Annotated in this window: 11 protein-coding genes; 8 read left to right on the forward strand and 3 right to left on the reverse strand. The window is 38.5% G+C overall.

Going from position 1 to position 13,016, the window contains the following annotated elements:
• Positions 1-568 precede the first annotated feature (568 nt).
• The 7 genes from FDK13_RS11395 (at position 569) to FDK13_RS11425 (ending at position 9,450) form a co-directional block, all read left to right on the forward strand.
• Positions 569-1,489, forward strand: coding sequence for an SMP-30/gluconolactonase/LRE family protein (locus FDK13_RS11395; protein WP_229216011.1), 921 nt, complete (start codon positions 569-571; stop codon positions 1,487-1,489).
• 31 nt (positions 1,490-1,520) lie between these two features.
• Positions 1,521-3,596 carry a M3 family metallopeptidase gene (locus FDK13_RS11400; RefSeq protein ID WP_137340129.1) on the forward strand — a complete coding sequence of 692 codons (2,076 nt, stop codon included), beginning with the start codon at positions 1,521-1,523 and terminating at the stop codon, positions 3,594-3,596.
• Between the two features lie 171 nt (positions 3,597-3,767).
• On the forward strand, positions 3,768-6,170 hold the full coding sequence (locus tag FDK13_RS11405) for a TonB-dependent receptor (RefSeq protein WP_137340130.1): 2,403 nt from the start codon (positions 3,768-3,770) through the stop codon (positions 6,168-6,170).
• 6 nt (positions 6,171-6,176) lie between these two features.
• Complete coding sequence (locus tag FDK13_RS11410; RefSeq protein ID WP_137340131.1) at positions 6,177-7,133, forward strand: DUF4249 domain-containing protein; 957 nt, start codon at positions 6,177-6,179, stop codon at positions 7,131-7,133.
• 89 nt (positions 7,134-7,222) lie between these two features.
• Complete coding sequence (locus tag FDK13_RS11415) at positions 7,223-7,783, forward strand: TetR/AcrR family transcriptional regulator (RefSeq protein ID WP_137340132.1); 561 nt, start codon at positions 7,223-7,225, stop codon at positions 7,781-7,783.
• A gap of 302 nt (positions 7,784-8,085) precedes the next feature.
• Complete coding sequence (locus FDK13_RS11420) at positions 8,086-8,490, forward strand: hypothetical protein (protein WP_137340133.1); 405 nt, start codon at positions 8,086-8,088, stop codon at positions 8,488-8,490.
• 207 nt (positions 8,491-8,697) lie between these two features.
• Positions 8,698-9,450, forward strand: coding sequence for a hypothetical protein (locus tag FDK13_RS11425; protein WP_137340134.1), 753 nt, complete (start codon positions 8,698-8,700; stop codon positions 9,448-9,450).
• An 82-nt stretch (positions 9,451-9,532) separates the two neighbouring features.
• Here the strand turns inward: FDK13_RS11425 and FDK13_RS11430 are convergent, their stop codons facing one another.
• Positions 9,533-10,123 (reverse strand): hypothetical protein, encoded by a 591-nt coding sequence (locus FDK13_RS11430; protein WP_137340135.1) that lies wholly within the window; start codon positions 10,121-10,123, stop codon positions 9,533-9,535.
• A gap of 129 nt (positions 10,124-10,252) precedes the next feature.
• Here FDK13_RS11430 and FDK13_RS11435 point away from each other — a divergent pair, with 129 nt between their 5' ends.
• On the forward strand, positions 10,253-10,597 hold the full coding sequence (locus FDK13_RS11435; RefSeq protein ID WP_137340136.1) for a ribosomal maturation YjgA family protein: 345 nt from the start codon (positions 10,253-10,255) through the stop codon (positions 10,595-10,597).
• 128 nt (positions 10,598-10,725) lie between these two features.
• Here the strand turns inward: FDK13_RS11435 and FDK13_RS11440 are convergent, their stop codons facing one another.
• On the reverse strand, positions 10,726-11,739 hold the full coding sequence (locus FDK13_RS11440; RefSeq protein ID WP_137340137.1) for a threonine aldolase family protein: 1,014 nt from the start codon (positions 11,737-11,739) through the stop codon (positions 10,726-10,728).
• A gap of 200 nt (positions 11,740-11,939) precedes the next feature.
• Positions 11,940-12,752, reverse strand: a complete 813-nt coding sequence (locus FDK13_RS11445; protein WP_137340138.1) for a polysaccharide deacetylase family protein — start codon at positions 12,750-12,752, stop codon at positions 11,940-11,942.
• Positions 12,753-13,016: the final 264 nt, after the last annotated feature.

Genomic DNA, 13,016 nt, shown 5'->3' on the forward strand with positions numbered 1-13,016 from the left:
CAAAATCCCGAAGGGATGACATTATTATAGAAACACAATTATGTTCAAGAGCCTAACCCTGAAAGGGTGATATAAAATTTCAATACACTTTCATCACGTTGCCAATTTCAAAACCCATCATAATTGATGTAAAATCCCAAAGGGATGACATTATTATAGAAACACAATTATGTTCAAGAGCCTAACCCTGAAGGGGTGATATAAAATTTCAATACACTTTCATCAAATTGCCAATTTCAAAACCCAACATAATTGATACAAAATCCCGAAGGGATGACATTATTATAGAAACACAATTATGTTCAAGAGCCTAACCCTGAAAGGGTGATATAAAATTTCAATACACTTTCATCAAATTGCCAATTTCAAAACCCAACATAATTGATACAAAATCCCGAAGGGATGACATTATTATAGAAACACAATTGACGATCCAGGAGCTCAAACCCTGAAAGGGTGACATAAAAATTTCCTTCACTTCGCGTTATCAACATTAAATTTCCTGAAAATTTTCCTTATGTGTTTACTGCCACCATTTTGGCATTAAATTGTCATCTAATCCGTCCCCATGAAAAAATTCAGCATTTTCGCCTCAGCAATAACTTTGGCATTATCTTTTTTCACACCCAATTCACTTTCTGCCCAAATCATGGATAAAAATTCAATTATCGCACCCGGAGCCCAGGTTGAAAAATTGGGTGATGGCTATAAATTCACCGAAGGTCCCGTTGCTGATACCCATGGAAACGTCTTTTTTACAGATCAGCCTAATAATAAAATTATTCGTTGGGACGCCGAAACGGGCGCTTTCAGGACTTTTTCGGATAATTCTGGCCGCGCAAATGGTATGTATTTTGACAAAAAAGGAAATCTTGTGGCCTGCTCTGATGAAGACAACCAGGTTTGGTCTTTTGACAAAAAAGGAAAAGCGACTGTGTTAGTTAAAGATTATGACGGAAAACTTTTAAACGGCCCAAACGATCTTTGGATCGATCCCAAAGGAGGAATGTACTTGACTGACCCGCTTTATCCAAGAGATTACTGGAAACGTGATCCGAAAATGCAACAGGACGGTGAACATGTTTATTATCTCAGTCCGGATGGTAAAAAACTGGTACGTGTGGATGATCAGCTCAAAAAACCTAACGGAATTATTGGTACTGCTGACGGTAAAAAATTATACGTTGCAGATATTGGCGCCGGCAAAACGTATATATACGACATTAATAAGGATGGATCCTTATCAAACAAAACCTTGTTTGTATCAAAAGGATCAGACGGGATGATTCTTGACAATGAAGGAAATTTATACATTACAGGAAAGGGAGTTACTGTTTTCAATAATAAAGGAGAAGAAATCGCTCATTTCCCTGTTCATCAAGGCTGGACGGCCAATTTATGTTTTGGTGGAAAAAATCGCGATTTATTATTTATTACTGCTGAAACGGCTGTTTATGGAATTAAGATGAGAGTAAAAGGAATAAAGTAGAATTAAGAAAAACTATAACCCACACCACAACATGATCATTGAAAATAACATTGATACAGCGACCGAAATAAATCCATTATTAACAGCATATAACACCCCATTTCAAGTTCCTCCTTTTGATAAAGTAAAATCAGAGCATTTCATGCCTGCATTTGAAGAAGGGATGAAACAAAACGAAAAAAGTATTCTTGAAATAACAAGCCAGGAAAATGCTCCGACTTTTGAAAATACGATTGAAAAGCTGGAAACTGCCGACGAGCTTTTAACCAAAATCAGTAGTGTATTTTTCAATCTGGCATCTGCAAATACTTCTCCGGAAATAGAGAAAATTTCACAGATTATTGCACCGAGATTATCTCAACATAGCGATGACATTTTCCTGAATGCAGATTTATTCAAACGAGTAAAAACATTATATGGTCATCAAGACAGCTTAAATCTAACTCAGGAACAAAAGCGTTTATTGGAAAAAACATATAAAGCATTTGTTAGAAGCGGTGCCAATCTGGATGCACAACAACAAATCAGAATGCGGGAAATCAACAAACAGCTTTCGATTTCGACCGTTCAGTTTGGACAAAATCTGTTGGCAGAAACCAATAAATTCGAACTTCTGATGGATAACAAGGCTGATCTTTCGGGATTACCGTCTTCGCTTATTGCTTCCGCAAAACATGCTGCTACGGAATCAGGAAATGAAGGCAAATGGAGATTCACACTTCATAATCCAAGCGTTATGCCTTTTTTACAATATGCAGAAAACCGTCAGCTCCGTGAAATAATGTACACTGCGTACATCAATCGCTGCAATCATGACGACGAACTGGACAACAAGGAAATTGTTGCCAATATTTCGTCTTTACGCGCGGAACGGTCACAATTACTTGGTTATAAAACACATGCCGATTTCGTACTGGAAGAAAGCATGGCCAAAACGCCGGATCAGGTTTATGAATTGCTGGACGGACTTTGGAAATCTGCTTTACCTGTTGCCAAAAATGAGGCACTTGAAATGCAGAAAGTCATGAACAAGGAAGGAAACGGTGGCGAACTTGAAGCCTGGGACTGGGCGTATTATGCCGACAAGGTTCGCAAGGAAAAATACAATTACAATGCCGAAGAACTTCGTCCATATTTCCAGCTTGAAAAAGTTCGTGATGGTATCTTTTTCGTCTGCCAGAATCTTTACGGACTGACTTTCACTGAAATTCAGGATATCCCAAAATATCATCCGGACGTGATTGCTTATGAAGTAAAAGAAGCTGACGGAACGCATGTGGGTATTTTCTACATGGATTTTTATTCAAGAAATTCAAAGAGAGGCGGTGCCTGGATGACTTCTTACCGTAAACAATCGGCTTTGACAGTTCCTGTTTCTCCGATTGTGGCCAATGTTTGTAATTTCCCAAAACCAACGGGAAGTGAACCAGTATTGCTGACTCCGGATGAAGTAGAAACATTTTTCCATGAATTTGGCCATGCTTTGCACGGGTTGTTATCTAACGTGAAATATCAAACGCTATCCGGCACATCCGTTCCACGGGATTTTGTTGAGCTTCCATCTCAAATTATGGAGCGCTGGGCATTTGAACTGAAAGTGCTTAATTTTTATGCCAAACATTATCAAACCGGAGAAGTTATTCCGACTGAACTGATTGAAAGAATGGCAAAAGCTTCGAAATTCAATCAGGGTTTTGGTACGGTTGAATATCTGGCAGCATCTTTTCTTGATCTGAGTTACCATACACTTTCATCAGGAGAAAAGGTTAATACTACGTCTTTTGAAAAAGAGAAAATGGATGATCTGGGTTTGATAAAACAAATTGCTCCAAGATACCGCAGCACCTATTTTCAGCATATTTTCTCAGGTGGCTATTCTGCCGGTTATTACAGCTACATCTGGTCCGAGGTTCTGGATAGCGATGCTTTTGCTGCTTTCAAAGAAAAGGGAAATATATTTGACCAGGAAACAGCGACTTCATTCCGGAAAAATATTCTGGCCAAAGGCGACACAGAAGAGCCCATGACTTTATACAAAGCTTTCCGGGGAAGAGAACCGGAAGTTAAATATTTACTGGAAAACCGCGGGCTGAACAAGGTCTCATAAGTTTTTCATAAAAAATAATGATGGAGGTGCAGGCTTAAAATTCTGCACCTTTTTTATTGAATTTTTAATTTGATTATGGATTGATCCGGCAATTAATATTCCATTTTCACTATTTTTAAATTATACTATATTCATCAATAGGACGTTACCAAATGAATCACTACTCTACCTATGCGTATAATTTGTACTTTACTTTTTTTACTGATTTCATTCATCGTTAGCGCACAGGAACGTATTACAATTAGCGGTTTTGTGAGAGAGAAAGGGAGCCAGGAATCCCTGCCGGGCGTTAATGTTTATATTCCTGATACCCCTTTTGGCGCAGTCACCAATACATATGGTTTTTATTCACTCACAGTTCCATCGATGGATTCCGCCCGCGTTAGTTATTCGTTCGTCGGATATGAAACGGTCGAAAAAAAAGTTAGCCTAACTAAAAATACGGAAATTAATATTCTGCTTGAAACGATAAATCAGCTTGACGAAGTTGTCGTTTCCGCTCGCCGGGAAGAAGATTATATTAGTCATTCCGCACAAATGAGCCAGATTGAAATACCGATCTCCCAAATAAAAAAAATACCCGCTTTTTTTGGTGAAAAGGATGTTTTAAAGGTTTTACAGCTTATGCCGGGTGTCCAAAAAGGAACGGAAGGACAAACTGGTTTATATGTTCGTGGCGGCGGACCGGATCAAAACCTGATCATTCTGGATGATGCGGTTGTTTATAACGCCAATCATCTTTTTGGTTTTTTTTCCATTTTCAATAGTGATGCACTCAAAAGTGTGGAGCTCACCAAAGGTGGATTTCCTGCCCGTTATGGCGGCCGACTTTCTTCTGTTTTGGAAATGAATATGAAAGAGGGAAATAAGGAAGCTTTGCACGGAGAAGGCGGGATCGGCGTTATTTCATCACGACTTACGTTGGAGGGACCCATTTCAAAAGGAAAATCTTCCTTTCTTATTTCCGGACGCAGGACTTACATCGATTTTCTGGCAAAACCGCTCATAGCCCGCAGCCAACGCGGAGAGACACAACAGGTAAAACCTGGCTATTATTTTTATGATCTTAATGCTAAAATCAATTACGATTTGGGGCCAAAAGACAAAGTATATCTGAGTGGATATTTCGGTCACGACAAGTTTTACGCCAACCAAACTGATCTAAATAATGAATCCCGGGCCGGACTGGATTGGGGAAACAGAACGGCGACTTTGCGCTGGAACCACTTATTGAATCAAAAATTGTTTGTTAATACTTCATTCATTTACAGCAATTTCGAATTCGGTGTTACCAATTATGACAAAGGTATCAATACCGACGGCACCATCCGCGATGAATATAGTTTGAAATATACCTCACAAATTCGTGACTGGGGTGTCAAAACGGATTTTGACTTTTATCCCTCCCCAAAACATGCTGTAAAATTCGGAGCTCAGGCTACTTTTCACAGATTTGTTCCTTCTGCCCTTGCTATTGCCGGCTCTCTGATTGATGCTTCCATTGAGCGTTCTGTCACACCGGTTAATACGTTGGAAGCAGGAATTTACGTGGAAGATACCTGGCAGGCCACGGATGCTTTGAAAATGAATGCAGGTTTTCGGGTAAGTTCATTTCAGACAAAATCCAAAACCTACATCAGGCCGGAACCACGTTTTTCGGGCGCATTACGGTTAGCACAGGACTTTTCGCTTAAAGCATCTTATGCGCAAATGAACCAGTATGTTCATTTACTATCCAATACCGGTTTGGGTTTGCCAACCGATTTGTGGGTACCAACTACGGATCGCGTTGCACCGCAGCAATCAAAACAAGTTGCGGTTGGTTTGGCAAAGGATCTGGAAAAACCGGCTTTGACTTTGACACTTGAAGGCTATTACAAAAAAATGAACCACATTCTTAATTACAAAGAAGGTGCTTCATTTTTGAGTGTCAGTGGTGAAAATGCGAATGAATTGAGCTGGGAAGATAATGTGACCGCCGGAAAAGGATGGTCATATGGAGCTGAGTTTTTGGTCCATAAAAAAACCGGAAGATTTTCAGGATGGGTTGGTTACACACTTTCCTGGACTAAATGGCAATTTCCCGAACTGAATTTCGGAAAAACATTTTACCCGCGTTATGACCGTCGCCACGACTTATCCGTTGTCGGGATTTATGAATTGAACAAACGCATCACCATGTCTGCAACCTGGGTTTATGGAACGGGAAATGCTTTGACGCTGCCGCTTGCAAGTTATACGGGTGTAACAGATAATATTTTCAGTCGTACGGTAGCTAGCGGAAGTAAACCAACCGTTACCTGGAGCGGTGATCAGGTAAATGAATATGGAGCTAAAAACGGATTTAGGGCTGAAGCCTTTCACAGACTGGATCTGGCTATACAGTTTCATAAGAAAAAGAAAACGCATGAGCGCACCTGGGAGTTCGGACTGTATAACGCTTACAACAGAAGGAATCCTTTTTTCTATGATATTTCAGAAGAAACACTGGCAAATGGCAACAAGAAAACGTCGTTAAAACGTTATTCGTTATTTCCTGTGCTGCCTTCAATCAGCTATAACTTTAAGTTTTAAGACATCATGAAGATCAATATTTTTATATTTCTGATTGTTATCACAGCACTTTTTTCCTGTGATACATTGGTTACCGATGTTTCTCCTGACGATGTTCCCGGTATCGGTTCCAAGTTGGTAGTACAATCTTTCATTTCCCCGCAAGCGGCCAGAATCTATGTTGTCGTTACAGAATCAATTCCTCTATTCGGAGAATCCAATTCGGAAAATTCTGTGATTAAAAATGCAATTGTCAAAATTTCCGGTGGCGGAAAGGAAGTTATTTTACCTTATGATTCTACAAGTCAGTTATATAGTATAGAAAAAGCAAGTTTTCCAATTGTCGCAGCTCAGACATATAAGCTGTCTGTTTCAGACCCAACACGATCGGTTGATGCAACCTGCACCGTACCGGCAAATCAGGTAACTATAAAATCCTACGTCATAGACACGGCTTACATAACAAGGCGTAGCGGACGGCCAGATACAGCGCTCACTGTAAATGCAGTTTGGCAGGATATTGCCGGAGAAGCTAATTTTTACAGGGTTCGAGCCAATATGGACGTGGAATATTCTATCCTTGAAGGAACCAGTCCGGATAATTTCCAGGAAAAACGTGTCAGAAACAGGTTCAGTTTCAACTGGAATGATGACAGCGGCCGGAGCGAATTTCAAAGTGACGTAAATCTGGATGGAACCGCCTTTACTTCACCGCTCGGCAGAAGTTTTCTTCCTACTACCCTTTTGTACACATCAGCAGACGGTACAAAATATTATGCAAAGCAAAAACCAAGATTAGTTGCAGTTGTAATAGAAGTTAACAATACAGAAAAGTCCTATTATGATTATCACAAATCTCTAAAACTAGCCGATCAATCTGATAATCCTTTTTCTGAACCCTCTTTGGTTTATAATAATATCAACGGCGGATTAGGCTGTTTTGCAGCTTATAATAATAAACAGATCATTTATCGGCCCAAATAAGTCAACAGTAATTCGTATACTTTTTTAATATTGATTAGATTTATCAATCAAATAGACCAGTCTGTTTATCTATTTTAAAAATCCCGATTATGAAACATCATCCGGTCTTACCAAAGGAACGCATTTTGGATACAGCACTCAGGCTGTTTCATGAGCAGGGATATAATACAACCGGTATCAACCAGATTATCAGTGAAGCTGGCGTAGCCAAAGCAAGTCTTTATCTCCATTTTAAGTCGAAAGAAGACTTAGGAGTGGAATATCTTAAAGCCCGGCAACAAATCTGGTTTGATCAACTTTTGTCATTTACTGACGAATCAAAAAAAGAAAAAAAGAAAATATTCGCCGCCTTTGATTTCCTGATTCAAATCAATGAAAAAGAAAATTTTCGGGGGTGCAGTTTCCTGAATATGTTATCTGAAATTCAGTCAGATGAATCGCAGTTACTATCTATAATCCAGGAATATAAACAACAGCTCAGGACATTTTTTGCGGATGTTATGGAAAATCCAAAAGATGATTTAAGTGATACAGTTTACCTTTTGTTTGAAGGCGCCATGCAGGAAAGTCAATTGTTTAAAAGTCAGTGGCCTGTTGAAAGAGCTAAGAAAATTGTTTCTGATTTATACAAGCTTAAATATTTTAAGTGACGTTTTTCTTCCATTTACATTGTTCAAATTCTTCCGTTTTGAGGTCAAAGTACCTCATTTTGCTTTTTCGCCAAACCAATAGCTCCATTTTGGTTGATAGACTGTAAAAAAATATTTTATTCTTCAAAAAATCTGTATATCAATTCCTTGATAAAACTGACGTGATATTTTGCCTTTAACTACATCTGAAATTGGATGAATTTTAGAATTGCCGATCAGTTTAAAATAGTAAGGCATGGTTTTTTGTTCATTCACTAAGAAAGCGAATATGTCTTTCTTTAAACCTTTAAACAACTATCGTTATGGAATTACAGGCAGAAGATATAAAACTGACGGGCTCAAATCCGGCAGAAAAAGATATCAACGAACCGGATACGCTAGTTGAAACACTCGAAGGTTTGAAAAAACAGGGTTTTACCTATGATTTTAATCTCACAGCTCACGCCCTCGAACTTTACAGCGACGAAGGAATTAAGTTAACGCTTAATCCTGAAGATTTTAGTATTGTAAAAGTTTTCAGATTTGAAGGAATGAGTAATCCTTCTGATACCTCAATTCTTTACGCTATTGAATCCAATACAGGCTTGAAGGGAACTTTGGTAAGCAGCTACGGCGTATATGCTGATGCTATGTCCAACGAAATGATTGGAAAACTGGACACCAGATCGTCCATAGCATCATTTCATCCGGAAAATACAAATTCTTAAAAATAATTCATTACCAGATTACACTTCTTCATCAAATAAACGTGGATGTTGTTATGCCAGAAATGGTTAGCAACGTCCTTTTTTTATACAATATTGATAACGAAGTACATTAATTAGTCAACCATGCATAGTTTTCATATACTCCGTGCTTTAAGCTATCAGTAAGTATTGACAATGTTATGAAAAACAAAAACAATTTAACCCTTCATGAAATCTCTACAATTTACAATCCCAATCATTTTTCTGTCCTTCGTGTCTTTAACCAGTTGTAACAAGGAAAACGAAAGTAGTTATACTGGTTTAAGTGGAAAATTTGTTAACGAAACTTTCCTTAAACAAACAACCGATTCTATCCCGGGGTTGATTCCCGTTTATTGTTACGAATTGAATTTCACAAGTAAAGACAGCGTTGATATTTTATATGGTTTTGAACAATCCAGGCTTGCCTATAAAAAGGATGGCAAGAAATATTTACTCGTTCATGCCCTTCAGGAAAAGGATATGTCTTTTACTGTAAATGAAGATAAAACGATCACTCTCGTTGATAGCGCATGGAATGGGGTAACACGAAATTCTACTTTTAAAGAATCGACCCTTTCAACGAAACAGAAATGGGATTTTGAAAATCATCTTAATCAGCAGTTGATCGCAGGAGAATATTCTCTTTTTAAGGAAAATAAACAATCCGGTCAAAAAGTCAATTTCAATGCGGACGGCTCTGTAACGGGACTGGAAAATTTCAAGCGTTATAATCTGTGTTATAGCGGAGATTGTGTGGGCGAAATATATCCGATTTCCAACAGTATCACTTTTAGTAATGAAAAAAAGGAAGTATTTACTTATGCTTTCAAAACAGATATAACCAGGAAAAAGCTAGATATTTACCAAATTGAAGGTGCTGTAAAAGATATTAAGGGAGAAAGAGCAATTAAAGAATTAGCTTTTGATCTAAGACGATAAAAAACATTTGAAACGAATTAAAAAGGGAAAACCACTTCATTTAGAAGTGGCTTTTCCCTTTTTATTGAACCTTAATTTATAATTACAAAGAAGAACCTACAAGCTTTACGATACTTCCCAAAGAATTACTTGAAGCCGTTGCTGCCAGTTTTCCTGCCAATCCTTTTTTATCCAAACCGCCAACAGCTTTTGTTGCTTCACCCAACACGCCGCTTAATTGGTTTTGTGTTCCCGAACCCAATATTGAAGATCCCGCTTTAACCAGACCAAGACTGCTGGTAAGGCTTGATGCATTTCCCAGTAAACCAGATTCTCCCTTTCCTAACAAACTGCTGATTCTGTTTGCGCCAAGAAGCATTTTCACTGCGCTAACTGCCTTTCCCAATACACCACTTTGTAATTTCCCACCCGAAGCGAGCGGAATCAGCGATTTAAGATCTCCTACTTTGCTCAAAAGTTTGTCTTTTAAATCTCCACTTGAACTTTTCGCCTCAGTTTCCAGTGCCGTTGTCCCGGCTGTTAACGCTTCTGCTGTTCCGGCTGTATCTCCTTTTGCGGAAAGTGTAACGGCTTTATCAAGCTGTGCTTCAGCTGATAATGTTTGCGCTAATGATGTCGTAACTGCTGACGTTACGAAAAATAAAGTAACTAAGGATAAAATGTAATTCTTCATAACTTGTGTTTATTTACGTGATGAACTTGTGACGGAATACTATTGAAAAAGACACCTGATATTAAAAATAAATTTGATTCAATTTTGGGTGTCAATCCAAGAAACAGGGTCCTTTATTTTCTTCTGACAATGCTAGTGATTTCTTTTGGACTTTTTTCAAGAAAAATAGCATACCAACTACCTGAGCAAGTAAATTTATATCTGGGCGATTCACTTTGGGCGTTGATGATTTTCCTGATAACTGGTTTTATTTTCAATAAAACCCCAACGTTTCAGATATTGGCCATCGCTATTTTTTTCTGTTATATGGTTGAATTAAGCCAGTTATACCACGCAGACTGGATTGACAATATCAGAAATACAACACTTGGCGGGCTAATTCTTGGTTATGTTTTTTTGTGGAGCGATATTCTGGCTTATTCTATCGGAGTAGGATTTGGGGCGATATTTGAAAAATTGATTTCGAAACGTTAATCAATCCACGAAATAAATTCCGTGGCTATTACATCGGTCGTGCGATCAATCCACGGAATAAATTCCGCGGCTACTATATTGGCCGTGCCGATGGCACTAATTTAACAATACAAAAAGAGAATATTGGACTACAATAACCGCTTCCTCATTTCTTCCAGATGAGCGTCTGTAAAATCCAGATGTGTAACAAAACGAACCAGATTTTTACCAAAAGTCACAGCCTGAATCCCCGATTTTGCAAGTTCCCGCACATAATCAGGAGCTGAAATATTTGCTGATAAACGAATAATGACAATATTGGTATCTACCGGATAAATTTCTTCAACCTCAGATTTATGAACAAAAATATCACGGATAGATCTTGCACGGATATGGTCTTCATTCAAACGATCCACATGATTATCAAGCGCGTAAATTCCGGCGGCGGCCAAAAATCCAGCTTGACGCCATCCGCCACCCATCACCTTGCGAAAACGTTTTGCTTTTGTAATGACCTCTTTTGTTCCCAGCAAAAGTGATCCTACGGGACAACCAAGGCCTTTGGAGAGACAAATACTGATACTGTCAAAAACCTGTCCGTATTGTTTCGGGGTTTCTCCCGTTTCAATCAAAGCATTAAAAAGTCTGGCACCATCCAGATGAAAGGCCAGTCCATGTTTGTCACAAACCTTACGAATATCTGTGATTTCTTTAAAATCATAGTAACTTCCTCCACCTTTATTCATCGTATTTTCCAAAGAAACCATCCGGCTCACAGTCGCATGAATATCTCCCTCGGGGCTTATTGCGTCAACAACCTGCGATGCATTTATTCTGCCTCTCTCGCCATCAAGTAACTTTACCGAAGAAAAAGAATTGAGCATAATTCCGCCACCTTCGTACAGATAAATATGGGAAAGTTTGTCACAGATAACATCACTTCCGGGCTGCGTATAGGCACGAATGGCCAACTGATTTGTCATCGTTCCCGACGCACAAAACAAGGCGGCTTCCATTCCAAACAAGCCCGCAGCTTTATCCTGCAATGCGTTAACAGTGGGATCGTCCCCCATGACATCATCCCCAACCGAAGCTGACCACATGGCTTCCTGCATTTCTTTGGTTGGACGGGTAACGGTATCGCTGCGTAGATCTATTATCATTTTTAATGTTCTGGAAAACTAAATGTCAATCAAATTTCAATCCGGTAAACCAAATTTGGTTTCAATGAATTTGCTGAATATATGAAATCAATTCCGTAAATAATTTCGGTTTTGCAGAGAATTATATCCCATTTTTCCAACAATAATATAATCCTTTGATAGAAATATTAATTCTAAAATTAAGCCTATTAACAAGTGTATTAAACGGACTTCATTGACTCACCGGCTATTTCCAAAGTTTCACAAAATTCCTGACAAGTGACAAATTCAGCATCTTGCTTTTTAAGATTTTGAATCAGTTTATCAAGTTTGTCAACCAATTCTATTCCGTCAGGACTTTTTACATAACCAGGCATTTTAAAATCCCCGATCTCCGCAAATTCCCAGGGATGAAAATATAACATCAGATTTTTCCTTTTTCGTAAAGTTCGTCTGCACAAAGCTGCGTACAAACCAATAGGCAAATTTTTAAATGCAAGCCAGAATAGTGGAAAACGCAAGGTTGGTGTTGTAGAACAAGGCAGTTCAAGCAATCCGTTTTCGCGGTAAGGAAGCGGACTTTTATGCAATAAATTATATCGACCAGGAAGATAGGTCGGGTTAATCGACGAGTCATAAACAAAACCCCAGCCCGATAAAACTTTGTGATCAAAAGATTTCAAACGAGGCATTCTGAATCCCGTAACTTTGCTGCCCGTAATATTTTCAAGAATATTTTTCGATTCCAGAATATCCGTTTCCTTAAACTTATGGAAAGATGAGTGATATAAGGCGTGTGAAGCAATCTCATGTTTTAACGAAATCGCTTTAATTAATTCAGGATTTAGCTGAGCGTAATTTCCGGTTGTAAAAAAAGTAGCCCGGATATTATGGTTATCCAAAAGCGCAATCAGCCGTTCCGTACCCGTTTTTGTAACAGTCATCTGATCCGAATGTGATACTTTTTGACCGTATTCCTCTGCAATGTCAAACTCTTCCAGATCAAAAGTCAGCATAACAAAATTCTTGATCATGACTTTCCAACGGTTACAATACTCAACAAATTAAAAAACATTGTCAACAAAATTTTCATACTGAATTTACTAAAAATAAAACCTGGCTTACCCGACGTTCATGATCATTTTGCACAACCATTTACCATATGGACAAAAGTATTTGTTTTTGTTTGTAAAACATCCGGCGCAACATTTCTTCTTTATAATTATTAACAGAGATCAACATAGGCTTAAAGGAATTCATTAGGGTAGTAATGTGAGAAAACTAACTTTTGAAATAGA

Source organism: Dyadobacter frigoris, from assembly GCF_005280585.1.
Classification (GTDB): Bacteria; Bacteroidota; Bacteroidia; order Cytophagales; family Spirosomataceae; genus Dyadobacter; species Dyadobacter frigoris.